The 22830-nt window shown below is 28.8% G+C and carries 32 protein-coding genes, 2 pseudogenes and 1 riboswitch; of the genes and pseudogenes, 16 read left to right on the forward strand and 18 right to left on the reverse strand.

Going from position 1 to position 22830, the window contains the following annotated elements; genetic code table 11:
- Positions 1–103 precede the first annotated feature (103 nt).
- Genes DJ007_RS08675 through DJ007_RS20805 form a run of 4 tightly spaced genes read right to left on the reverse strand, consistent with a single transcriptional unit; the run spans position 104 to position 1458 of the window.
- Positions 104–769, reverse strand: coding sequence for a thioredoxin family protein (locus tag DJ007_RS08675; RefSeq protein WP_129409236.1), 666 nt, complete (start codon positions 767–769; stop codon positions 104–106).
- Positions 770–773: 4 nt separating this feature from the next.
- Positions 774–923 (reverse strand): hypothetical protein, encoded by a 150-nt coding sequence (locus tag DJ007_RS17735; protein WP_240739423.1) that lies wholly within the window; start codon positions 921–923, stop codon positions 774–776.
- The gene (locus DJ007_RS20800; RefSeq protein ID WP_240739424.1) at positions 920–1150 is read right to left on the reverse strand and encodes a cytochrome c biogenesis CcdA family protein; all 231 of its coding nucleotides are present in this window, start codon (positions 1148–1150) and stop codon (positions 920–922) included. The genes DJ007_RS17735 and DJ007_RS20800 overlap by 4 nt, the downstream gene beginning before the upstream one ends.
- Positions 1151–1164: 14 nt before the next feature.
- Complete coding sequence (locus DJ007_RS20805) at positions 1165–1458, reverse strand: cytochrome c biogenesis CcdA family protein (protein ID WP_240739425.1); 294 nt, start codon at positions 1456–1458, stop codon at positions 1165–1167.
- Positions 1459–1840: 382 nt separating this feature from the next.
- Here DJ007_RS20805 and DJ007_RS08685 point away from each other — a divergent pair, with 382 nt between their 5' ends.
- The 9 genes from DJ007_RS08685 (at position 1841) to DJ007_RS08725 (ending at position 10447) form a co-directional block, all read left to right on the forward strand.
- A complete protein-coding gene (locus DJ007_RS08685; RefSeq protein ID WP_129409237.1) occupies positions 1841–2461 on the forward strand; it encodes a hypothetical protein in 621 nt (206 codons plus the stop codon).
- A 71-nt stretch (positions 2462–2532) separates the two neighbouring features.
- Positions 2533–2745: a hypothetical protein gene (locus tag DJ007_RS08690; protein ID WP_129409238.1), complete on the forward strand. Its 213-nt coding sequence runs from the start codon at positions 2533–2535 to the stop codon at positions 2743–2745.
- A gap of 44 nt (positions 2746–2789) precedes the next feature.
- Positions 2790–3470: an SNF2 helicase associated domain-containing protein gene (locus tag DJ007_RS08695; protein ID WP_240739448.1), complete on the forward strand. Its 681-nt coding sequence runs from the start codon at positions 2790–2792 to the stop codon at positions 3468–3470.
- Positions 3467–3664: an SNF2-related protein gene (locus DJ007_RS20235; protein ID WP_129409240.1), complete on the forward strand. Its 198-nt coding sequence runs from the start codon at positions 3467–3469 to the stop codon at positions 3662–3664. Before DJ007_RS08695 ends, DJ007_RS20235 begins: the two co-directional genes overlap by 4 nt.
- Entirely contained in the window at positions 3640–4587 is a 948-nt protein-coding gene (locus DJ007_RS20240; protein ID WP_129409241.1) for a DEAD/DEAH box helicase, read from the forward strand. The genes DJ007_RS20235 and DJ007_RS20240 overlap by 25 nt, the downstream gene beginning before the upstream one ends.
- Entirely contained in the window at positions 4572–4748 is a 177-nt protein-coding gene (locus DJ007_RS08710) for a DEAD/DEAH box helicase (RefSeq protein ID WP_129409242.1), read from the forward strand. The genes DJ007_RS20240 and DJ007_RS08710 overlap by 16 nt, the downstream gene beginning before the upstream one ends.
- Before the next feature lie 234 nt (positions 4749–4982).
- Positions 4983–8417 carry an Ig-like domain-containing protein gene (locus tag DJ007_RS08715; RefSeq protein WP_129409243.1) on the forward strand — a complete coding sequence of 1145 codons (3435 nt, stop codon included), beginning with the start codon at positions 4983–4985 and terminating at the stop codon, positions 8415–8417.
- 15 nt (positions 8418–8432) lie between these two features.
- Positions 8433–9653 carry a S8 family serine peptidase gene (locus tag DJ007_RS08720; RefSeq protein WP_129409244.1) on the forward strand — a complete coding sequence of 407 codons (1221 nt, stop codon included), beginning with the start codon at positions 8433–8435 and terminating at the stop codon, positions 9651–9653.
- Positions 9650–10447 (forward strand): hypothetical protein, encoded by a 798-nt coding sequence (locus tag DJ007_RS08725; RefSeq protein WP_129409245.1) that lies wholly within the window; start codon positions 9650–9652, stop codon positions 10445–10447. Before DJ007_RS08720 ends, DJ007_RS08725 begins: the two co-directional genes overlap by 4 nt.
- 54 nt (positions 10448–10501) lie before the next feature.
- On the opposite strand, the gene DJ007_RS08730 is transcribed toward DJ007_RS08725, so the two are convergent.
- From DJ007_RS08730 to cobU, 14 genes and pseudogenes are all read right to left on the reverse strand, one after another.
- The gene (locus DJ007_RS08730) at positions 10502–11116 is read right to left on the reverse strand and encodes an aspartate-alanine antiporter-like transporter (protein ID WP_368359678.1); all 615 of its coding nucleotides are present in this window, start codon (positions 11114–11116) and stop codon (positions 10502–10504) included.
- A gap of 48 nt (positions 11117–11164) precedes the next feature.
- A pseudogene (locus DJ007_RS20245) lies at positions 11165–11619 on the reverse strand (aspartate-alanine antiporter-like transporter); the annotation flags it as partial.
- A gap of 16 nt (positions 11620–11635) precedes the next feature.
- Positions 11636–11818 (reverse strand): hypothetical protein, encoded by a 183-nt coding sequence (locus DJ007_RS15955; protein WP_206076255.1) that lies wholly within the window; start codon positions 11816–11818, stop codon positions 11636–11638.
- 47 nt (positions 11819–11865) lie between these two features.
- Entirely contained in the window at positions 11866–12009 is a 144-nt protein-coding gene (locus tag DJ007_RS15960) for a hypothetical protein (RefSeq protein ID WP_206076256.1), read from the reverse strand.
- On the reverse strand, positions 12009–12167 hold the full coding sequence (locus tag DJ007_RS15965) for a hypothetical protein (RefSeq protein ID WP_206076257.1): 159 nt from the start codon (positions 12165–12167) through the stop codon (positions 12009–12011). The genes DJ007_RS15960 and DJ007_RS15965 overlap by 1 nt, the downstream gene beginning before the upstream one ends.
- Before the next feature lie 32 nt (positions 12168–12199).
- Positions 12200–12370 (reverse strand): hypothetical protein, encoded by a 171-nt coding sequence (locus DJ007_RS15970; RefSeq protein ID WP_206076258.1) that lies wholly within the window; start codon positions 12368–12370, stop codon positions 12200–12202.
- A 169-nt stretch (positions 12371–12539) separates the two neighbouring features.
- Positions 12540–12674 carry a hypothetical protein gene (locus DJ007_RS19195; RefSeq protein WP_276318717.1) on the reverse strand — a complete coding sequence of 45 codons (135 nt, stop codon included), beginning with the start codon at positions 12672–12674 and terminating at the stop codon, positions 12540–12542.
- A 35-nt stretch (positions 12675–12709) separates the two neighbouring features.
- Positions 12710–12937 carry a hypothetical protein gene (locus DJ007_RS15975; RefSeq protein ID WP_206076259.1) on the reverse strand — a complete coding sequence of 76 codons (228 nt, stop codon included), beginning with the start codon at positions 12935–12937 and terminating at the stop codon, positions 12710–12712.
- A gap of 29 nt (positions 12938–12966) precedes the next feature.
- Positions 12967–13482, reverse strand: a complete 516-nt coding sequence (locus DJ007_RS15980; protein WP_206076260.1) for an ATP-grasp domain-containing protein — start codon at positions 13480–13482, stop codon at positions 12967–12969.
- A 53-nt stretch (positions 13483–13535) separates the two neighbouring features.
- A riboswitch (cobalamin riboswitch) is annotated at positions 13536–13705 on the reverse strand.
- 61 nt (positions 13706–13766) lie between these two features.
- Positions 13767–13907 (reverse strand): hypothetical protein, encoded by a 141-nt coding sequence (locus tag DJ007_RS14755; protein ID WP_165974085.1) that lies wholly within the window; start codon positions 13905–13907, stop codon positions 13767–13769.
- 181 nt (positions 13908–14088) lie between these two features.
- Complete coding sequence (locus DJ007_RS08745; RefSeq protein ID WP_129409246.1) at positions 14089–14475, reverse strand: AIR synthase related protein; 387 nt, start codon at positions 14473–14475, stop codon at positions 14089–14091.
- Between the two features lie 20 nt (positions 14476–14495).
- A pseudogene (locus tag DJ007_RS08755) lies at positions 14496–15028 on the reverse strand (histidine phosphatase family protein).
- Positions 15000–15743 (reverse strand): adenosylcobinamide-GDP ribazoletransferase, encoded by a 744-nt coding sequence (gene cobS / locus DJ007_RS08760; protein ID WP_129409248.1) that lies wholly within the window; start codon positions 15741–15743, stop codon positions 15000–15002. Before cobS ends, DJ007_RS08755 begins: the two are co-directional and overlap by 29 nt.
- Before the next feature lie 4 nt (positions 15744–15747).
- Positions 15748–16299 carry a bifunctional adenosylcobinamide kinase/adenosylcobinamide-phosphate guanylyltransferase gene (cobU, locus tag DJ007_RS08765; RefSeq protein WP_240739428.1) on the reverse strand — a complete coding sequence of 184 codons (552 nt, stop codon included), beginning with the start codon at positions 16297–16299 and terminating at the stop codon, positions 15748–15750.
- 157 nt (positions 16300–16456) lie between these two features.
- Here cobU and lepA point away from each other — a divergent pair, with 157 nt between their 5' ends.
- The 7 genes from lepA (at position 16457) to DJ007_RS08800 (ending at position 22764) form a co-directional block, all read left to right on the forward strand.
- Entirely contained in the window at positions 16457–18277 is a 1821-nt protein-coding gene (gene lepA, locus DJ007_RS08770; protein WP_129409249.1) for a translation elongation factor 4, read from the forward strand.
- A gap of 14 nt (positions 18278–18291) precedes the next feature.
- Positions 18292–18729, forward strand: a complete 438-nt coding sequence (locus DJ007_RS08775; protein WP_129409250.1) for an NFACT family protein — start codon at positions 18292–18294, stop codon at positions 18727–18729.
- Positions 18729–19868, forward strand: coding sequence for an Rqc2 family fibronectin-binding protein (locus tag DJ007_RS08780; RefSeq protein WP_129409251.1), 1140 nt, complete (start codon positions 18729–18731; stop codon positions 19866–19868). Before DJ007_RS08775 ends, DJ007_RS08780 begins: the two co-directional genes overlap by 1 nt.
- 83 nt (positions 19869–19951) lie before the next feature.
- Entirely contained in the window at positions 19952–20887 is a 936-nt protein-coding gene (flgA, locus tag DJ007_RS08785; protein WP_129409252.1) for a flagellar basal body P-ring formation chaperone FlgA, read from the forward strand.
- Complete coding sequence (locus DJ007_RS08790; RefSeq protein ID WP_129409253.1) at positions 20884–21495, forward strand: flagellar basal body L-ring protein FlgH; 612 nt, start codon at positions 20884–20886, stop codon at positions 21493–21495. The genes flgA and DJ007_RS08790 overlap by 4 nt, the downstream gene beginning before the upstream one ends.
- Before the next feature lie 12 nt (positions 21496–21507).
- Positions 21508–22494, forward strand: coding sequence for a flagellar basal body P-ring protein FlgI (locus DJ007_RS08795; protein WP_129409254.1), 987 nt, complete (start codon positions 21508–21510; stop codon positions 22492–22494).
- Positions 22495–22764, forward strand: coding sequence for a rod-binding protein (locus DJ007_RS08800; RefSeq protein WP_129409255.1), 270 nt, complete (start codon positions 22495–22497; stop codon positions 22762–22764).
- Positions 22765–22830: the final 66 nt, after the last annotated feature.

Below are 22830 nucleotides of genomic sequence, written 5' to 3' on the forward strand. Positions count from 1 at the left end.
TATTAACTTTCGAAGAAAAAGATTATCTTTCATATTAATAACCTTCCTTATCTTTTTTACAGAGGTATTATATCATAATTCATATAAACATTCAAATTATATTTTATTTCTCATAAATAACAACATAAAATTCATCTTCTAATTTTTTGTCTTTTTTATCAAGAACAACATTAATATATTCATCTTTTATATTTTTATTATATTCCATAGTATTTGGATCATTATTAAGCAAATAATCTATCTTTTCTTTATCTAATTTCAACACTCTATTTTTTATATTTACATCAATATTCTTTTTTACAAAATCCTGATATTTTATATCATTCGTTCTACTATACACAAAATACTTTAATATAGATAAAAAAGTATCTTTTTCCACGAAACCAGGAAGTTGCGCCAGAGGTTCTCCTTTGCTATCGAAAAAGAAAAATGTAGGCGTTCCTCTTACTCCGAAAGCACCAAATAATTCTATATATGTTAACATCTTTCCTTTAAACATCGCCTTTTTATCTTTTTCTGCATAAATTTCTGCAAAAACAAATTCAGTTCTCAACCATTCCTGAACCTTATCATCGGTTAATACCTCACTTTTAAATTTTTTACAATAATAGCAGCTTTTAGACGAGAACATAACAATAACATTTTTATCTGTAATCTCTCCAAGTTTTAATGCGATATTGAAATCATCTACAACAAATCTTTCTAATTTTATAGCAGAATAGGTTATAATTGTAAGCATTAATATTAACAATACCATGAATTTTTTCATATTCTCACACTCCCTGCAATATATTAAATTGTCCTAATATGACTATTATACCAATAACTATCAATAAAACACTACCAGTTATCTTTAAATATTTTTCCCATTTTGGCGTTCCAAAAGAAATTTTTGAAATTAACTTACTTACAAAACCACTCAAAAATAAAAAGGAATAGATATTCCAAGAGAATATAAAAATAGCATAAAAGCACCTTTAAAAACATTTGATGTTGTGGAAGCAAATGTTAAAACAGCCGCCAAAACAGGACCAGAACATGGTATCCAGATAAAAGAAATTAAAACACCTATTAAAAAAGCACTGATAAATGACGTATTTTTATGTTTTAACATATTAATCTTCTGTCCTTTAAAAACAGATTTATCCATTAAATAAAAAATACCTAATAAAATAATAAAATACCTGCTATAATATTAAATATATATTGAAATTTTGATAAAAACGTTCCAACCAATCCCGCCAAAGCTCCTAAAATTGAGAAAAATAAGGAAAGTCCTATAAAAAATGCAATACCTCTTTTCAAAGTTAATGCGGTATTTTTTAAATCTGGCATTAAAATGCCAAAAAACAATGGAACAAGAGGTAACACACATGGACTAAAAAAGGAAAGAATTCCTCCAAAAAACGCACCAAAATAACCAATTGTTGGTTGAACAACAGTTCCAAGATTTTCCATATTCCCCTCCTTATTTCTATTTTTATAATTATAATTATAACAAATATTTTTATTATTAACAAAATAAAAAATATAGCCAGACTGTTGACAACGTATTAAAAAAATAATATGAGTGAAGGCTTGAATTTCCCCGAAAAAAATATGAGTGAAATTAGTCAATTTTGCATGGATGCAAAATTGAGCGAAACCGAACACGGATGTGAGTTTGAGCGGCTAATGGGAACGAATATTTTTTGAGGATATAGAAAATTCACCACCTGAACGAATATTATTTTTAAATACTTTATAGGTAAATAAGTTTGTCTACAATCTGGAATATAACTTTTTTATTTTATCTATAAATATTATCCATTTTTCAAAAATAAAATTTAGAGGTGAAATCATGATTCCAAATCTTTTTAATATATTAAAAACACTTGATGAATTAAAAAGTTCCATTTCTCCCGAAATATATAAAGAAGCAAAAACATTATATAAAAAGTTAGAGGACTTCTCAAATTATGGAAGCGCTCCAAATCTGACTTTTTCAGCTATAATTCCAGAAAATGGCAACAATTATAGACCAATATTCATGATTAATGTAGACTCATTAGAAACAAGGTATGTATGTACATGTCATTCTCTAAAGGAGCCGAGATTATGCAAACATACCCTTGCTTTAATCTTTGCAATTGAAGATTATTTAAAATCATTTGGTGATTTTAATGAAAATTATCATATAGAAAACAACTTTGAAGAATATCTTGGGATAATAGATTATGGCGAAAGCTATTATTTAATATATCCAGAACGTAGCTATACTATGATAAAAATAGGTTATAAAAAGGGAAATAAGATTTTATTAAGAAAAGACCTTGACTCATATGAAAAAATGTATCGATTTTTAAAAACAAAGGTTCCAGACGATGAAACACCCATAAAAAAATTAATAATACCCATTCAAACTTCAAGAAAACCAGGATATATATTAGCATTAAGTAACTTTGCAGATTTAAAAAGATAAAAAGCGAAAAAATCGTTCTATCAAATAAAAAAAATATTATATGGAATGATGATATTACACTAAAACTCTTTGTGACCGGTAATTTAGAAGAAAAAAGTGGAACCGTTGAATTATTACCCGATTTAGATAGAAAAAAAATCGTTCTTAGCACACATGATATGGCCTATTTTGAAGATAATACATTATCTCTCATTAAAGCAAAAACAAAAATAAGATTTCCATATTATGGAAAAATCAAAACAAATATAAAATTTAAGGATAAAGACTCCTTAAAAAGTTTATAAAAGACTATCTAATTAAATATGAAAGATATGGGTTTGAGATAGAAATAGGTGAAAAACTAAACATAAAAAAAGACATCTTTGTGCCAAAATTAAACCTTTATATAAACTTCTTTGACGATGTTTTTCATATAAAAGGAAAGTTCATGTACGGTTCAGAAATAAACTTTTACGATGATTATAAATACAGAAACATCGAAGAAGAAGAACGATTGATAAATTCATTAAAAAAATATGGTATTGAACTTGACGAAAAGGGTAAAACAACATTAGACATCGATACATTCTTTAATTTTATAGAAAACGATATCAAAAAGTTAGATAAAAATATAATTATCAAAATGAATAAAAACATAAAAAAGCAGGAAATAGAAAATATTCAAATGAAATTAAATCTAAAAAATAACTGGTTTGACGTTGAAGGAGAAATCATATTAAAAGACAATAAAAAAATTGATTTATCAAACATAAGAAATAGAAAAAATAATTTTATCGTTTTAAAAGATGACACGTTTATAAAAATTCCGCCTAAAATTATGGAAAAACTCGAAGATTTAAAAATAAAAAAGAATAAAATTGAAATAGAAAGTTATAACATTTATTCCATCTTAAATAATAAAGAAATTAAAATAGAAACATTAGATGAAAACACAAAACAATTTATAGAAAATCTTAAAAAATTTGAAACCATAAAAGAATATGAAGTTCCAGAATTAAAAATCCTATGAGGGATTATCAAATAAAAGGATATTATTTTCTCAGATACTTGCATGAATACAAATTTAACGGCATTTTAGCCGATGATATGGGATTGGGTAAAACCGTACAAACAATAGCATTAATATTATCTTTAAAAAAGAAAAGTAGAAAATTCCTGATTATAACCCTCGTTCTGTTGTGTATAATTGGGCCTATGAAATAGAAAAATTTTCATCAAACCTTAACTATTATATTTATCATAATAATCAAAAAGATATACCAGAAAATACAGATATTATATTAACAACATATGGAACAATAAGAAATTCTATTGATAACTTTAAAGATAAAAATTTTTATTACATTATACTCGATGAAGCACAATATATAAAAAACAATGAAACCAAACTATATAGATCAATAAAAAAGCTAAAGTCCTATTACAAACTCGCTTTAACAGGAACACCATTAGAAAACTCTTTAAACGATTTATACAATATCTTTGATTTTCTAATGCCAGGGTTCTTCGGAAAAAGAGAAGAATTTAATAGAAAGTATAATTATGCAAATAAAGAAAGTATAAAAAAACTAAACGAAAAGATTTATCCTTTTATATTAAGAAGAAAAAAAGAAGAAGTTTTAAAGGAATTGCCTCCAAAAACCGAAGAGTATATATTCAATGAAATGACACAACATCAAATGAAGATATATCAACAAATTCTACAGGAATACAAACAAAAAATTGCAATGTCACAGGGCACATTAAATTTCAGTGTATTAGAAGGATTACTTCGCTTAAGACAGGTAGTAAATCACCCCAAATTGCTTGGAATTAATATAGAATCGTCAAAATTCAACGAATTCAAAAAATTTATAACAGAAGTATTGGAAGAAAAGCATAAGATTGTGGTATTTTCACAATTTGTAAAAATGATTAAAATAATGGAAGAATGGTTAAAAACGGAAAATATACAATATCAAAAAATTACAGGCCAGACAAAAAAACGAGTGGAATTTATAAATGAATTTAATAACAATGAAAAAATAAAAATACTTCTTGTAAGTTTAAAAGCTGGTGGGACAGGGTTAAATATTACAGGAGCAGATTATGTTGTGCATTATGATCCCTGGTGGAACCCGCAGTAGAAAATCAGGCTACAGATAGAGTGTATAGAATTGGACAAACAAAACCAGTATTTGTATATAAATTCATAACCAAAAATTCCATTGAAGAAAAAATATTAAAATTAAAAGACGCAAAATTGGACTTATATAATTTAGCCATAACCGAAGAAAATCATTATTAAAAAAACTTTCTAAAGAAGATATTATGAAATTATTTGAATAAAGATGAAGCAATGAGATGCTTCATCTTTATTTATAGATCTATTTATTAATAATAGATTACCTTAATCTTTAACTTAACTCTTATGAAACTTGAAATAATTAAAAAATTATTGTATAATATAACGTTAAATGTATTAATAATAAAAATTAAACTGTTAGTTAAACGAACTCATATCAAAAAAAGGGGGCAAAGGATGAAAGTTGGAAAATCTCTGTATTTATTGATTCTCAGTGTAGTGTTATTATTAGCTTTGACTTCTTGTATCACAAAACAACCTGTTCCATTAACCGTATCTGTTACAAAAGCAGTTACAGGAATTAACGGTGTAGTTCCTGTGAAAACGCCAGTATCCATTCAATGGTCAGTAGGAGGAGTAGATAAATTTACTGCAAAAATCGTAGTAAGTAAAGATGGAAATGCTATTTTTGAAAAAAGCGGAGCAAATTTAACAGAGGCTACGGTACCAGAATATAAATTATTAGATCTTGGAGATTATTCTTATTATGTTGAGGTTACTGCAGGAGAGCAAACTGTAAAAACAAAGGACTTAACTTTTAAAGTAGTTCCAAGCGTAAAAGGAGTTAAAGTATTATCACAAGATAATACTTCTATATTAAAAGATACTTCTAAAGTGATAAATTGGGAAGTATTATCCTTTGTTGATGATAGAAATTATGAATTTAAAGTGATGTTAAAAAAACCTGGAGATACTGATTTTTCCTTGGCTGGAACAACTACTTCAAAATCTTTTGTCTTTGATAATTTATCCAAAATTGGGAATTATAATTTCAAAGTCGTTGCTGTTGAATTAGGGTATATTGAAGTTGAAAGTCCTGTATTTTCTTTCCAAGTAGCAAATGAATCATATACAGGTGAAAATCACTTCCCTGAAATAGGCAATCCAATGCCTGAAAATAATATGTCAAATGTATCGTGGGATTATTCAACATTTGATAATGGTGCTGTAGTTAAACTATCATGGTTAGCTACAGATGTTGATAACGATAATTTAGAATTTGATGTATATGTTGAAAATACTTTTGTTGCTTCAACTACATCTACAAATTTATCTATATCTGGATTCTCTCCAGAAAATGTTGTTAATTGGCATGTTGTCGCAAGAGATTCTAAAGGTTTTGAAACTACAAGCCCTGATTGGACATTTACGCTAAAATCTAATACTTCGCCTGTATTTGAAGGTGATGTTTCTTCAACAATAGTTAATGATACTGTTGTTAAATTCATGTGGAATGCTAATGATGGTGATAATGATGAATTAAAATACACAATTTACTCTGGAACTCCTTCTGCTTCTACTATGTTAGAAACGAGATATGCAAATTTCTTTAACACAGAAAACAAAAATGGAAACTTTATTGTTGTTGCAAAAGATCCATTTGGTGGATTAGCAGAAAAAGAATTCACATATAGCGCACCAACTTCAAATATTATAGAATCAGCTACCGTTGTAGTTTATGTAACAGATGCAAAATCTGGCCCTGCTGTAGCTGATGCGAAAGTTACAATTAACGGAGTAACTGCTACAACAGATGATAATGGAATGGCAATATTTACATTATCATCTGTTAATAATGAAACAACATTAACCATTGAAGCAACAAAAACAGGTCATGCTTTAACCAAGGTTGAAGGTTTGAATATAAAAGCAGGAGAAAACAAAAAAGTTTATCTTACTTTAAGAAAAGCTACATTAAACCCAGATCCTGATACACAGGAATATCCAGAAGTAGAATTCCATGTATACGATTATTATTCATATATCGGAGGAGTTTTAGATGAAATAAGTTTAAATTCCTCAGTTGTTACTAGGCCAATAGTTGTTACTGTCGCTGCAGCTCCAAAATCTAATGATCATATTAATATAATTTATACGTCACTTGGAAAAACTCCGGGTTCTGGTTTCATGACAGGAGATAGAGGCTATACATCAGGAGCTACTAAAGTTTCTTTTGCATTTAATACACTTGATTATAACGGATTAACCGATTTACACGTTACTGTATACGATTCAAATGATAACCAAATAGAAATAGTAAAATATTTGAATATTTTGAATAACAAAGATACTTTAATGGATTATAACCCAATTAAATTATCACTTTATAATGTAAAAGATTTGATTTCTTATACAAGAAGACAAGAAATTGGCTTTTATAGTCATAATGACAAAATAGAAAATAATAATTTAATTCCTTCAATTACAAAGAAGTTTGATGATATTAATTTAGAATCTGCCCCAGAAAATTCGAATTTATGGATCGATGTTAGATGGATGCCAATAGATTATTATGATAAAGCACATCTTTACTCATGGCCAAATGGTTATAATATTTATAGATCTTTTGATGGTTCAAACTGGGAAAAAGCAGGATATGTATCTCAAGATTACATCTCCTATTTACATGAAGCAAAAAAATTAACTGCTTATTTAGCTGTCTTTAGAGACTATTCTCCAGAATTAGAGCCTGGAAAATCTGTATATTATAAGATTACATCTGTATATGATAACGGAGAAACTTCTGGTATTGTTTTAGGACCTATTTCTCCACTTGGTATGTTTGATGTTGAATTAACATATCCATCAATGTTAGCAACAAACGTTGCAAGAGAACCTATTTTTGAATTTAAACCAACTAACTATGATGATTCTTTAAAAGATGCTTATTTTGAATATGCTTTATGGATATATGATTTAATTCAAAACGAACAACATCTTGTACCTATCTATTTTGATGAAGATGGTAAGGTTAATCAACAACTTTATGATGCATATGGACCTTATCCTTTATCTGTAAATTATGCTAATCAACAATGGATGTTAATTAACAGCAATGGAAATTTCTTATATAATGAACCACTTCAACCAAACAGAACATATTCATGGGCTGTTGATTTAGCATATGCTTATAAATTTACTGATACAACATTATCTTTATCAATTTCAATTGATCAAGGATATGGAGCTGATCCATTTGGTGGAGTCGATGCTGATGCATTTAATACATTTACAACCTCAACTGAATTATATGATTATTACTCAATACCTGAAGCCCAAGAAAAATATTATGATACATATTTATTTGGAACAAATATAAAAGGACATGTTGTTAGCGCATATAGTAACTATATTTATTTAGAAGACTCAGATACAGGAAAAGCTATTAAATTAAAATTCAACTCTTCTAGTGAAATATCCAATGTAAATATTGGAGATGTCTTAATTGTAAAAGGAGATATGTATGAAGATACATACGGAAAAAGTTTCGCTGTAAAAAATGTTAATATTTTATCTCAAGAAAGTGATAATGAATTATCTCCTATGAATTTAACACCTGATTTATTGGCAGAAGATATTTATGGATTAAACCCATATGCTGGTGCTTTAGTCAGCACAACTGGAACTGTTACCAATATAGACAAATACGGCTTAGACCTTGTCTATGATACAGATAGTGGAACTGCTTCAATTTATGTATATAAAGGTGGATCTAATAATATAACAAGCGACGCTACAATTGGAGATTATTTAAATGTAAAAGGTATTTTGAAATATTATTATAAATGGGAAATCAGTTTAAGAAGCAACGATGATTGGTCAAAACAATAATAAGGAGGGGAGAATATGAAAAATTTAAAATATATTTTAATTGCATTATTATCTGTTCTATTTCTTTTTGCAAGTTGTCAATCTTCTATATTGAACACAGATGAAAAAACAAAAACCTCATCTTCAAACGATGTAGTATTTGGAGAATTCAACAATGAAGAAATCTTTGAAGGTAGAATACTTGTAGGATACAAGGATAAAAACGCTATAGAAAAAATAAAAAATACTTTAAATGGTGAAGTTTATATAGAAATTCCAGAAATTAATGTTGTTGGTATAAAATTCAATGGAACAGTAAAAGATGCCTATTTGAAATTAAAAACTTTAAAATTAGATGGTATAAAATACGTTGAACCAAGTTTCAAAAGAGAGTTAATTGATCCAAAACCAGAAATCGTTGATGATTCTATTACTAAAGATATTGATGGAGTTAAAGAAGATAGTTTATGGGGTATGGTTAAAATTGGTGCAGAAGATGCATGGAAGGTTGCAACAGGAACAAATATTATAGTTGGAGTGGTTGATACACCTATAGACGCTCAACATCCAGATTTAGCTGGGCAATTTGTGACTGGTTTTGATCCGGTGACTGGAAATTTAATAATGCCAGATGAAGATTATGACGCAGTTCTTGGAGGTCCTGGTGATACAGGTGATGATCATGGAACACATGTTGCAGGAACAATTGCTGCTAAAAAAGATGGAAAAGGTGTTGTAGGATTAGCATATGGTGCAAAGATTATGTCCATACCTATATTCCAACCAGATTATGTTGGTGATGCATATGTAGCAAGAGGAATAATATGGGCTGTTGATCATGGTGCTCAGGTATTATCAAATAGCTGGGGTGGTGGAGGTTACTCTAAAACATTAAAAGCTGCTATTGATTATGCGTTATATTACAACGTTGTTTTTGTAGCAGCAGCTGGAAATTCACATACAGATCAACACTGGCATTATCCATCATCATATCCAGGAGTTATTGCAGTTGCAGCATCAAATGCCCGAGATGAAGTTACTGATTTTTCAAATCATAGTGATACTATATCTGTAGCGGCACCTGGTGCAAAGATATTATCCACAATTCCAAGACATTCAGCACCTATTTATGGTCTTTACAATGAACCTTATGATTATTGGGATGGAACATCCATGGCAACACCACATGTTTCAGCTTTAGCTGCATTATTAAAACAATTACATCCAGATGCAACACCATATCAAATCAAAAAATGATAGAAAATACTGCTGATGATATAGATGAAAGTGGTTGGGATCATGCTTCAGGATATGGAAGAATAGATGCTAAAAATGCTGTAGAAATCTATCCATCAACTGCAACATTACCTGCAACTGGTAATACTGTTATAATTCAATGTGTTGATACTACCATGTATCAAAGTTATCCAAATGTATACATATCTTTAGTGAAAAAAGATGGAAAAGGCAGTAATTATTATATAAAAACTCAAGATTATTATGGATTTGTTGCTGGCGTTCTTCCACATATTGAACCAGGAGATTATGAAATGTATATATATGGTCCAGATCCTATGGATTTTGATTCTCCAAACTTCAGAGAAGAAGAAACATTTACCATAGCAACAGATGTTTCATTAAATCCATCTCAAGATAACTATATGATACCAATAGTCTTTGATTCAACCTTTAAACTCGATTTAGATTTAGATGCAGCCATTACAGGAGGAGCTACATTGATTGCTGAAGATATAAATAATTTATCATTACCTTCTTATATGGCTACATCTACATATAATTATTCTATCGGAGAAGAAGCAACACATGTATCTTTCGACCTTTCAAATCTAAGCGGACAATTTAGATTAATGGTATATAGAGACGTGGTAAAAGACTCCTCTCCAATTACAATTAGTGGTACAGCAACCATCAATGGACATGATGTCCCTGTTGTTGGAGTAATACCAGAAGGACAATCTAAAGGTTTTGTTGAAGATGTTAGATTTATAGAATATGTTGACCCAGGATTAATTCCATGGACAATATTCTAATATAAAAATATCCCCCTGAAAAATTCAGGGGATATTTTTATATTTACATCATTATCAAAATCTTATTAAAATCACCATTCCTAGTAATGCAAAAGGATATGTTGCTCCATAACCAACTGCAACCTCTTCTGAATCATTTGCATCTATTGCTGCTCCTAATCCTGGAGTGCTTGTCATACCTCCACAAATTGCTCCTGATAATATTATCCAGTTTATTTTTAATATATATTTACCAAAAATAAAACCAAGTATAATTGCTATTATTGCTATAATAAATGAATAAAGCATAAGATACATTGTTGTTTGATTTAAATTGTTTAAGGTGTTATATCCTGATTTTAACCCCACAGATGATAGGAACATTAACAATCCTAATTCCTGCAAAACCTTTAATATTCTTTTATCCATTTTAAAATTTAAAAATCCAATCTTACCAATTGTCCCTAAAAAAAGAGAAGATAATAAAATTCCTCCTGTCATTCCTAATTTAAAAATAATAATACCAAAATTTAAATTAAAATTCCCTATCAATATTCCAAAAATAATTACAAGAGAATAGGCTAAAAAATCAAATCCTTCATTTTTATTTTCATCAAACTCCATTTCCTGCAATAACTTTTTCTTTTCTTCTGAAATATCTATTTTAAATATCCTCGGTAATAAGTACATAGAAAATATAACTGCTAATACACCAGGTATATAACCAAAAGAATACCCTGATATAATCTCTTTCTCAAAATCAGGTGCTGTTTCTAAAGCCGTTGCCAATCCGGGAGAACTCGTCAAAGCTCCAGAAAACAAACCAACAAACTCATACTTATTTCCTGTTTTCGATAATATATAGGTTATTAAAAAACCAGAGATAGTAATAAAAAATGCCATAATTAAAAATTTAAATCCATATTTTTTATAATATATTTCAAATCCTTTGATGCTATCAATCCAACAGAGGAAATAAATAATATCAAAGAAAATAAGAAAAATTGTTTAAAATCCGTATTCATTCGACTTATAACAGCTGATTCGTTTAAAATATGGCTGGTAGCGTACCAGCCAAGAAATAATCCACTAAATAAGGCTCCAGAATTCCCCAACCTAAAATTTCCTATTTTTATTTTACCTATCAATATTCCAAGAAAAATTGATAAAAACAATAATAAATACGAATTCATAATATCCTCCTTATTTTCATATTAGTTCTGGAATATTTTTTATTACTTTAACTCCTAATTCTTTTAATTTTTTCTCTTTGTATTCAATACTACCTTCATAACCCTCCAAAATAGCACCAGCATGTCCCATTCTTTTACCCTTTGGAGCTGTCCTTCCTGCAAAAAATACCTTTATATCACCTTTATATCCTTTTTCCAATGCACTTTCAACGCCTTTTATTTCATCATTACCACCAATTTCACCGATTATAACAACTTTTTTATTTTTTCTTTCATTATATAATCCATAGCTTCTGCAACAGAAGTACCTATAATTGGATCTCCACCAAGCCCTATACCTATTTTAATACCAGTAGAGTATTTAGATAAATAGTCAGAAATTTCATACATCAACGTTCCACTTCTTGAAATAATTGCAATATCCCAGGTTTAAAGGCTCTTTCTGGCATAATTCCTATTTTTGAAACACCTGGTAATATTACACCTGGACAATTTGGCCCTATTATCCTTACATCATTATCTTTGGCAATATGATATATATCAAGCATATCCTGTTGTGGTATGTGCTCTGTTATTATTATTATCTTTTTATTCCAGCATTAATTGCCTCAAAAACTGCTTCTTTAGCAAATTTAGCAGGAACAAATACAACTGATGTATCAACCTTATACTTCATTACAGCATCATACATATTATTTAATACTTCTACACCATGTAATTTTTTTATTACATTATTTTTGAAACACCACATAATATTCTTGCACCATAATTCAACATCTTTTCTGTATGTATTCTACCATATTTTCCAGTAATTCCTGAACACATATTCTTTCTTTTCCATTAATCATTTATTCTCACCATCCTTACCGCATCTGGTATCATTGAATACATATCTTCATAATAACCTATATTATTTTCTTTTAATATTTTTTTGCCAGGTCTTCATTTGTTCCTGTTAATCTAACATATAATTGTATTTCTGGATTTTCACTCTTAAATTCCACAAGGCCATGAGCTATTTCATCACATTTTGTTATACCACCAAATATATTCAATATTATTCTATTTATTCCATATTCTTTTAATAAATTTAATGCCTGTATAGTAATGTCTTTTTCGGCACCTCCCCAAGATCTAAAAAGTCCGCAGGTTCTCCACCGGCTAATTTTACTGCATCCATTGTTGCCATAACAATACCTGCACCACATCCTATTATTCCAATATCTCCATCTAATTTAACAAAGTGAAATGGATATTTCTCTTCTACAAAGTCCTGTGTCCACTCCTGTCTGAATATTGCATTATCATCAAGATGCATTACACTATCAAGTGCATATATTTCGCCATTTATCCTTCAACTAATGGATTTATTTCTAACAGAGTTAAATCTTTTTCTCTGAACAACTTTCTCAAATTCGGTATAATTTTTTTTATATTTTCCGGTAGTATATTTTCATAGTTTTCAAAATTAGTTTTTACTATACTATTTTTGTTTTCTTCTATGTTGACACCACCATTTTGCGAATACAATATAATAATATCTTTTTCTTCTCTATCGAGAATAAGTGAAATATAATGTTCTTTTTCAAAGGGGATCATTTCTTCCACAAGAACACCATACGGTTTTTCACCTTTTATTTCCTTAAATAATAACTCACGAATATTTACTATAAACTCTTTTCTGGTATTGGCAAATAACACACCACCTGCCTTCATACGACCTCCAACCAGCACCTGGGATTTTAATACTGCAGGAAGAAATTTAATTTCTATATCTTTTTCTTCCTTTATTAAATAAGATGTCGGTACTTTAACACCATACTCTTTTAAAAAACTTTTCCCTAAAAATTCATGCACTTTCATAAGGCCACCTCCTATAAAAATAAAAATTCTATCCCACTTGCCCTCGCAAACGGATTGCTCTGGAATTAAAGGCAGGTCTCCCGACTTCTGGATCATCCTACTTCCAGCGCCTTCCGGTTCCCAGTGGCATTTTGCTGGTTTCGTCCCAGTTACGGTGGCGGGCCGTGACGGATTTTCACCGTCTTCCCTTTTAAGATTTCTCACCTTTAATTCCGGAGGTATTAACTTTTTGATTTTACACTTTATTCTATCATATAGATAAGCATTTTATCAATCTTTATTTTTTATATATATTCACCTATTATATTCAATGGAATTTTAATTATCTCTTCTAATCTCTCAAAATCTTCTCTTTTTAATGTAATTAAAGCACATGTTGCTGGACCAGCACTTTTATTTAAATCTATCTCTATATTATCTTTCATTTTTAAAGATAATTTATTGGTTTTTTCTATTTCTTTTAATTCATAAAATATACCTTTTGAACCAACTGGAATTATTTCATGAATATATTTTGTTTTCTGATATTATTTAATATTTTTAAATTAATAATTTCGTTGCTTTCTAAAACTTCATTTCCTAATTTTGGTAAACCTGCTAAAACAACTATATCATTTTTTTGAGTTTTATAATTAATAAATTTCTCTTTTCTCCGATAACTGTAATTCCCATTCCTGTTTGAACAACTGGAAAATTTTCTTCTGTACTACCTGTAATGATTTTATTTTCATTTATTCCTAATTGTTCCAAAGCCTTTTTTATTCCTTTTATTATCTCTTTTCCCGTGTCATTCAATTCAACAGATAAGGTATCTATTACAGCAATTGGAAAAGCACCATATGAAATTATTTCTGCTAAGGCCACATGTGCTGTAAAATATCCAACTATATCTGGTGGAACCTTTATTATATCCATTTGTTTATTACCAATACCGCCAGATGAATCACATGCAATAGCTAATTCTTTATTGTCACAAACATTAATTATTGTCAAATCTCTTACTTTCTTTATTTTTATATTAGCACCTCCATTTCAATTATTCCACCAGGTCTTATATAACCTGTTTTTCCATTGTTGAATATATCATTTATCACACTTATAACTGCACCATGAGTTATTATTAAATATTTTTTATCTTTATCAATTGTATATATAAACTTTTTTATTCTTTCATAGAAAGCTTTATAACATTCTCCATCAGGAAAACAATAATTTTTATAATCCCCAATCCATTTTTTATATTCTTCAGGATATTCTTTTTTATCTCTTCTATATTTTTACCTTCAAATTTTCCAAAGTTTATTTCTCTTATCTTATCATTTGTTATAACCGTTTTATTCAATACTTTTGATATTTCAATAGCTGTATAATATGCTCTTTTTAATGGGCTTGAAATAATAATATCTATATTGATAGATTTTAATTGTTTTTTTAACTCTTTAATCTGTTCTCTCCCATGTTTTGTTATTGGATAATCGAGTTTTCCGCTAAAAATTTTTTTCTTATTTGCCTCTGTTTCAACATGACGTACTAATATTATTTTCATAATACCCTCTAAACATGTAAATAAACATCAAAAAAAATAATTGTGAAAATTCTATAATAAGTCCTATTGTATCTCCTGTCATACCATCTATCTTTTTCTTTATCTGCTGAGTAATAAATACTGTACCTAAATATGTTAGCAAAATGGGAAAAATAATAAATGGTTTATAAAACAATAATATAGGAGATATAATTAGAAACGAAATAAAAAACGTTTTTAAATTACAATTATCTATGAAGAGATTACCAAGGCCATTTTTTCGAGAATATTCACTTATAGCTGCTGCTAAAATCCCGGAACTTCTTCCAACTGCTGGCATTAATATCATATATATATAATCAGTATAATAACTAAATATAATATCAGAAAATAACACCATAATCAATCCTAAAACTCCAAATGTACCAATTCTACTATCTTTCATAATTTTTAATATTTCTTCTTTACTTCTATTGCTAAATAAACCATCAAAGGTATCTGCAACGCCATCAAGATGAAGTCCGCCTGTAATCCATATATAGAAAATCCAGCTCAATAAAACATATATTATTTTGTCAACAGGTAGGAATGAAAATAAATACATTAAAAAACCGATAAACAATCCCAAAGCAGGTAAATATATAAATCCTTTAATAAATTCATTTTCATCATATTCAATATTTACTTTAATGGGTATTCTTGTAAAAAAAGTTATTAATAATATCAATGATTTCATGATTTCATCCTTTCAATTTTAAAGGTATTCCAGAAATAGTAATATATACTTCATCAGAATTTCGTGCCAGATATTGATTGATTCTTCCTGCAATATCTCTAAAAATATTCCCTAATTTATATGCAGGCACTATTCCCATTCCTACCTCATTTGTAACTATTATTGTATTTTTATTATTTTTCTTAATCACTGATATAAACTTTCTAACTTCATTAAATATAGTATTTTCTATTTCATCAATTTTATTATAATTTTCATTTTCAATATCATATTCCAGAAGTAAATTTGAAACCATTAATGTCATACATTCAAATATAATAGTGTCGCTAGAATGAAATAACGGGTCTTTTTCTAACAAATCAAAATCTTTATATCTTTCAATTAATTCCCACTCCTTGGGTCTTGCCTCTTTATGTTTATTTATTCTTATTTTCATACCCTCATCAAATGGGATTGCTGTAGCTATGTATAATATGTTCTTTCCTATCTTTTTAGCATATTCCTGTGCATAGGTGCTTTTTCCACTTCGAGCACCTCCGGTAATTAAAATAATCAAAATATCCCCTCGCTTTCTTTTAATATATTTTATCAAAAATAGAATAAAAATAAAAAATAATATAAGCGAGTATTATTTTGTTTTACGAAAGTTTTTTGTCATACATTTTAAAGAAAATTTTGATATAATATGAAAAAATAGGATTGGAGGTGCTTATGTGTATAATCCAGAATTAATCAGAAATATAAGTATTATTGCACATATAGACCATGGAAAAACTACACTTGTTGATAGAATTCTTGAATTAACAAAAACTGTGGAAAAAAGAAAGATGCATGATCAATATCTTGATATGATGGATATTGAACAGGAAAGAGGTATAACTATTAAATCACAACCTGTAAAAATAATGTATGAAGCTGAAGATGGCAATACATATGAAATAAATATAATTGACACTCCTGGTCATGTTGACTTTACATATGAAGTGTCAAGGAGCTTAGCAGCATGTGAAGGAGCCGTATTATTAGTAGACGCTTCTCAGGGCGTAGAGGCACAAACTGTGGCGAATACTTATCTGGCTTTAGAAAATGATCTCGAAATAATCCCTGCAGTAAATAAAATTGATCTTCCAAATGCTAATGTTGATGAAACTCTTGAAGAGATTGAAGATTTAATAGGTATACCATCCGAAGATGCTTTAAGAATATCCGGGAAAACCGGTGAGGGTGTAAAAGAATTACTCGAAGAAATAATTAAAAGAATTCCTGCTCCTACTTCTAAAGGTAAGGCAGAAGATAAATTAAAAGCATTAATATTCGATGCAAAATACGATAAATATAGAGGGGTTATTGTTTATACAAGATTATACAGTGGCTCTGTAAAACGTGGAGATAAAATCAAAACAATGTCAAACAATGAGGTTTATGAAGTTGTTGAAGTTGGCGTATTCCATCCAGAAATGCAGGAAACAGACTCTTTATCCGCTGGCGAGGTTGGATATATTATTGCAGGTATAAAAGATGTTGAACTTGCACGTGTTGGTGATACAATAACCAGCGCTTCTGACCCTGTTGAAGAACCTCTTCCAGGTTATAAAGAGGTTAAACCTATGGTATATGCCGGAATATATCCTGGTGTACCGGATTATTATGAAGAATTAAGAAAAGCTCTGGAAAAACTTAAATTAAATGATGCTGCACTAACCTTTACACCAGAACATTCACCTGCTTTAGGATTTGGCTTTAGATGTGGATTTTTAGGATTATTACATATGGATGTTGTTAGAGAAAGAATAGAAAGAGAATTTGATCTTGCTATTATTTTAACCGCTCCTAATGTTGTATATAAAGCTAAATTAAAAAATGGTGAAGAAATAGAAATACATGATCCAACACAATTCCCAGACCAGGATCTTTTAGATGAAGTTTATGAACCATATGCTAAATTGGATATTATCACTCCTCCAGATTATATGGGAGGATTAATGGGTGTAGTTCAAAACGAAAAAAGAGGAGAATTCTTATCTGTATCAAATGCCGGTAAAAATAGAGTTGTCCTTCATTTTGAGGTTCCGTTAGGAGAAATAATATTTGACTTTTTTGATAGAATGAAAGCTATTAGTAGAGGATATGCATCAATGGATTATGAAATTGTTGAGTTTAGAAAATCTGATCTATTAAAAGTAACTATACTGGTTAATAAAGAACCTGTTGAAGCTTTATCTTTTATAACCCATAGAAGTAAAGTATATGAAATGTCAAAGAAAATGGTTGAAAAGTTAAAAGATTTAATTCCAAAACATCAATTTGAAATACCAATACAGGCTAAAGCAGATGGCAGAATTGTTGCAAGATCAACAATAAAGGCATTGAGAAAAGATGTATTGGCAAAATGTTATGGTGGAGATATTACCAGAAAAATGAAATTACTTGAAAAACAAAAAGCCGGTAAAAAGAGAATGAGACAAATTGGTTCTGTAAGTATCCCACAAAATGCATTTTTGGCTATTTTAAAAATTAATGAAAATGAAAAATAATCTGGAGGAATAATATGCCTATTGATGGATTGCTTTTAAATAAATTGATTAGAGAAGCAAAAAGCTTTAAAGGACAAAAGATAAGGAATATATATCAACCTGTACATGATGAGGTTTTGCTTCAACTTCAAAATGGATTTTTGTTATTTGTCCTTAAAAATCCATCATATTTAATAAGTTTAGATACAAAACCAAACATGCCAGATACACCACAAAACTTTTCCATGTTTTTACGAAAAAGGATTAAAAATGCAAAAATAGTGAAAATCGAACAACTTGGTCTTGATAGAGTGGGTTATATAGAATTATCAGTAATAGACGAAACATTTGATTTAAGAAATTACAGATTATACTTTGAATTAATGGGAAGGAATTCAAATATTTTACTTGTAGATGAAAATAATAAGATACTGGATGCTTTAAAAAAAGGAATAACCCTCAAAGGAGTATAATGCCAGGAGCGGAATATATCCCTTTCTTTAAAGAAGAATATGTTAATATATTAAAACATGAAACGTTTGATTTTGATATTGAACAACAATTAATGGGATTTTCTAAATTGAGCAAGAAATTATTTTATGAATATATTGAAAAATATGATTATATGTCTTTTATTTCTGAGTTTATGGATAACATAAATGTATATACTTTTGATTATGATGGAAAAAAGGAGATTTTAGCCTTTAGACCGGTAAATTATGAAAGTATTATGTTTGAATCTCCATCTAAGGGATTACTTAATTTTTTTGAAACTCAAAGTATTAATTCCCGTTTCTCTGAATTAAAAAAGAAACTTGAGAAAATTGTAATAAAAGAGATTGAAAAGTATGAAAAACTATATAAAAAACTAAAGTCCGAAGAAAAAGAGATTAAAAAAATTCCTGAGTTGGAAAAGCAGGGACGTTTATTACAGGCATATCTATATCAATTTCAAAACAAAACAGATTCCGTAACTGTTGATGACTGGGAAACCGGAAAAAAGGTTACTATAAAATTAAACCCATTAAAAACACCAAATGAAAATCTACAAATGATATTTAAAAAAGTGCATAAACTTAAATCAAAGGAAGAACATCTAAAAAAACGTCTTAAAATCACAAAGGAAATGATAGATTATCTTTATCAATTATGGCAGAGTATAGATTTAGTAGAAGATATCGAAACACTCACAGAAATCAAAGAAGAAATGATAGAAGAGAAGATTATTCATGATAATCAAAAAAAGAAAAAGAGAAAAAAGATACTCTCAAAACCCTATGAATTTAATTATAAGGATTATAAGATACTTGTTGGCAAGAATAATATACAAAATGACAAAATTACAAGAGAAGCAGATAGAGAAGATATATGGTTGCACGCTCAGGGAATTCCCGGGGCACATGTTATTATTAAAACCAATAAGCAGGAAATTCCTGAAGATGTGTTAATATTTGCTGCTTCATTGGCTGCCAAGTATTCTAAAGGAAGATATTCTTCAAAGGTATCTGTGGATTATACACAAAAAAAACATGTATGGAAACCAAAAGGAGCAAAACCGGGTATGGTATTATACAACAATTTTAAAACCTTATATGTTGAACCAACAAAATAGCCCTCAAAAGAGGGCTTTTTATTTTAAGGATTTTGCTACTATTTAATCGAAAAATTAAATAGATTGATAAGTGTGGTGATTTGATGAAAAGATTCTGTTTTTTTATTTTTATAATACTTTTTTATATAAATTTATTTTCAAATATTACTATTCCAGCAACTTTGATTTCATATGATAAAATCTTCTCTTTAAAAGATATATTTCCAGATATAAAAAACGACAGAACTTTGGCATTTTTTACAGGAAATCATTTAACATATGACTCATCTACTTTAAAAAATATAATATTATCCACAACAAACTTTGATGATATCACTTTTGAATCAACAACAATTACAATTACTTATAAACCATCTGGTGCAAATTTAACTAAAAATCCTTCAAATTCTAATACTGAAGCTTATTTAGAAAAATACTTTGAAAATACTCTGTTGGAAGATACCCGAAAAGCTACTATAAATACATTTGAAATAAGTAAATATATGAAAGATACAGAAATTTCCACCATTTTAAACCTGGATTATAGACGTTCAATGAACAATGTTTATGGTAATTTTCTGGTATTAGACGATAAAAATTTGAGAAAATATATATCCTTTAAAGCAAATGTGTCTAATTTTGACTATGTTTATGTAGCAAAAGAAAATATACCTTATAAAACACCATTAAATAATAATTTATTAGAAAAAAAATTAGTTGATATTTACTCTTTAAATATGGAAACTTTAAAAACAGAAGAACAAAATTTATTAAAATTCATGGCAAACCGAACAATACGAAAAGGAGAAATAATATATAATAATGCAGTAAAAAAAATACCTGATGTAAAAGCAGGACAGGTTATTCCTGTTGAAGTTTACTACGACGGTGTAAAAATCTTATCCTGGGTAAAAGTTTTAAATGACGCCATTATTGGTGAAATTATTATGGCAAAAAATAAAAAAACTGGTGTTTTGATAAATGGAAAATTATTTCCCGGACCGAAAATGATAATAAACATAGGAGGTACAGTAAAATGAAAAGGATTTCTATTTTTTTTATAGTTTTACTATTCCTGACTATTGGGTATAGCGATTCTTTATGGAAAAAAGCTAAAACAAAAAATCTTCTTTCTGCTCCAGAAAAACATTATTCAATTGGAGATATTATTACAGTATCCGTTTCGGAAAATCCTTCTTTGAGTTTATCCGATAATAATCCAGATCCTTTTTCTGGAGTAATGGGAACAGTCGGTGCAATCTTCAACACTATAGGAAATATAGATTTAATGAAATTTTTTCCATTAGGTGCAAATAAACCAGAAAATATTAAAGTTTCTAACAAAAAATCTTCTTCACAAAGTAAAGCCAATGTAAATCTTTATGTATCTGCCAGAGTTATTAAAGTTCTAGAAAATGGTATAATAAAAATTCATGGTGAAAAGGAATTTAAGGTTGATTCACAGAAAAAAATAATGATAATAGAAGGATATGCCAGTCCTTCTAATATTAAAAATGGAATTATTGATTCAAAAAATTTAGCAGAAGCTAAAATATGGTATCAGGGTAATACGGATTTACAAAAGGATCCAAATAATAAAACATGGCTTGCATGGTTATTATCCGGAATTTCCAATATATTTTTCTAAGGAGTGGTTAATGTGAAAAAGGGATTTTTATTGTTTTTATTAATTGTTTTTACTATATCTGCCTTTTCTGCAGTTAGACTTAAAGATATTGCATATTTTAGAGGTGCGAGAGATAACCAATTATTTGGAATAGGTGTCGTTACCGGTTTAAACGGCACAGGCGATTCCGGAAAAGTAACTTCTGAACTTTTAACAAATATGATGAAAAATCTTAATATAAATTTACAAAATTCTTTTTCAACAAAAAATTCTGCTGTTGTTTTTGTTTTTGCTGACATTCCTGCATTTTATAAAGAAGGTATGAAACTGGACGTAGTTGTTACTGCTGCGGGTGACTCAAAAAGTTTAGAAGGTGGGTTTTTAATTCAAACTCCATTATACGGCGCCGATGGACAGGTATACGCTGTAGCTCAGGGAAGCGTTTTAACTGGTGGTGCTGAAGTTAGTACAACAGCTAATCTTCAGAAAAGAAATAAGGTTTCTGGAGTTATTCCACAGGGAGCTATTGTAGAAAATGAAATTCATTCTTCCATTGTTTCTAATAATACGGTTACTGTATTACTTAGAAATCCTGACATTACTACAGCTGCAAGGACTGCATTATCTATAAATGCTCAGTTTGGTCAAAAACTTGCTAAAGCTGTAGATCCATCATCAATAAGAATAAAAATACCTGATGTATTTTCAGATGATTTAATTTCATTCCTTGCACTCATAGAAGAGGTTGAAATTGATCCTGATTCAAAAGCAAAAATAGTAATAAATGAAAAAACTGGAACAATTGTTTTTGGTGGAAAGGTGAAGGTTGCTGATTTTACTATTAATTATGGAAATTTTGTTATTTCGGTTGATAATGGAAAAGTTGGAGACAATGAAGCTACAATTTATAATTTAGTCAATGCATTAAAGGCTGCTGGTGCAACGCCACAGGATGTTATAGCTATTATTCAAAATCTTTCAGCTGCTGGATATTTATATGCTGACCTGGTGGTGATGTAAATGATTTCTTCTGTTTCATTTTATGGTGCTCCTAAAAACTATAATAATATAAAAAAAGAAGAAGTCGCTGCTGAATTAGTTGGTTCTGTTTTTTCAAAAGTATTCAAAGATATGTATAACTCAGATGTTTTTAAAAGTGATTTATTGCCAAAATCAAAGACAGAAAAGTGGTTTAAAGAAATGCTCATTGATCAATACTCGATAACCATAGCCAAAAATAATCTGAAACCACTTATAAATGAAATTTTAAAAGCTTATAATCAAAAATAAGTTTCCAATTATTTTATAAGTCATCTAGACCATTCAGTGTTTTGCTGAATGGTTTTTATTTTTAAT

Source organism: Marinitoga lauensis, from assembly GCF_004135675.1.
In the GTDB taxonomy this organism is placed as follows: Bacteria; Thermotogota; Thermotogae; order Petrotogales; family Petrotogaceae; genus Marinitoga; species Marinitoga lauensis.

Excerpts from the sequence above, each read along its gene's own strand:
- DJ007_RS15970 (WP_206076258.1), bottom strand. The coding sequence starts at position 12,370 with ATGTGGTGTTTCAAAAATAATGTAATAAAAAAATTACATGGTGTAGAA.
- DJ007_RS08790 (WP_129409253.1), top strand. The coding sequence starts at position 20,884 with ATGAAAAGGATTTCTATTTTTTTTATAGTTTTACTATTCCTGACTATT.
- DJ007_RS08720 (WP_129409244.1), top strand. The coding sequence starts at position 8,433 with ATGAAAAATTTAAAATATATTTTAATTGCATTATTATCTGTTCTATTT.
- DJ007_RS08685 (WP_129409237.1), top strand. The coding sequence starts at position 1,841 with ATGATTCCAAATCTTTTTAATATATTAAAAACACTTGATGAATTAAAA.
- DJ007_RS20800 (WP_240739424.1), bottom strand. The coding sequence starts at position 1,150 with ATGGATAAATCTGTTTTTAAAGGACAGAAGATTAATATGTTAAAACAT.
- DJ007_RS14755 (WP_165974085.1), bottom strand. The coding sequence starts at position 13,907 with ATGAAAGATAATATAGAGATAGATTTAAATAAAAGTGCTGGTCCAGCA.
- DJ007_RS20235 (WP_129409240.1), top strand. The coding sequence starts at position 3,467 with ATGAGGGATTATCAAATAAAAGGATATTATTTTCTCAGATACTTGCAT.
- DJ007_RS08730 (WP_368359678.1), bottom strand. The coding sequence starts at position 11,116 with ATGTACTTATTACCGAGGATATTTAAAATAGATATTTCAGAAGAAAAG.
- DJ007_RS20805 (WP_240739425.1), bottom strand. The coding sequence starts at position 1,458 with ATGGAAAATCTTGGAACTGTTGTTCAACCAACAATTGGTTATTTTGGT.
- DJ007_RS08775 (WP_129409250.1), top strand. The coding sequence starts at position 18,292 with ATGCCTATTGATGGATTGCTTTTAAATAAATTGATTAGAGAAGCAAAA.
- DJ007_RS08715 (WP_129409243.1), top strand. The coding sequence starts at position 4,983 with ATGAAAGTTGGAAAATCTCTGTATTTATTGATTCTCAGTGTAGTGTTA.
- DJ007_RS15960 (WP_206076256.1), bottom strand. The coding sequence starts at position 12,009 with ATGTATGAAATTTCTGACTATTTATCTAAATACTCTACTGGTATTAAA.
- DJ007_RS08725 (WP_129409245.1), top strand. The coding sequence starts at position 9,650 with ATGATAGAAAATACTGCTGATGATATAGATGAAAGTGGTTGGGATCAT.
- DJ007_RS08780 (WP_129409251.1), top strand. The coding sequence starts at position 18,729 with ATGCCAGGAGCGGAATATATCCCTTTCTTTAAAGAAGAATATGTTAAT.
- DJ007_RS08800 (WP_129409255.1), top strand. The coding sequence starts at position 22,495 with ATGATTTCTTCTGTTTCATTTTATGGTGCTCCTAAAAACTATAATAAT.
- DJ007_RS15980 (WP_206076260.1), bottom strand. The coding sequence starts at position 13,482 with ATGAAAGTGCATGAATTTTTAGGGAAAAGTTTTTTAAAAGAGTATGGT.
- cobS (WP_129409248.1), bottom strand. The coding sequence starts at position 15,743 with ATGAAATCATTGATATTATTAATAACTTTTTTTACAAGAATACCCATT.
- DJ007_RS08675 (WP_129409236.1), bottom strand. The coding sequence starts at position 769 with ATGAAAAAATTCATGGTATTGTTAATATTAATGCTTACAATTATAACC.
- DJ007_RS15965 (WP_206076257.1), bottom strand. The coding sequence starts at position 12,167 with ATGCTTGATATATATCATATTGCCAAAGATAATGATGTAAGGATAATA.
- DJ007_RS15975 (WP_206076259.1), bottom strand. The coding sequence starts at position 12,937 with ATGCATCTTGATGATAATGCAATATTCAGACAGGAGTGGACACAGGAC.
- flgA (WP_129409252.1), top strand. The coding sequence starts at position 19,952 with ATGAAAAGATTCTGTTTTTTTATTTTTATAATACTTTTTTATATAAAT.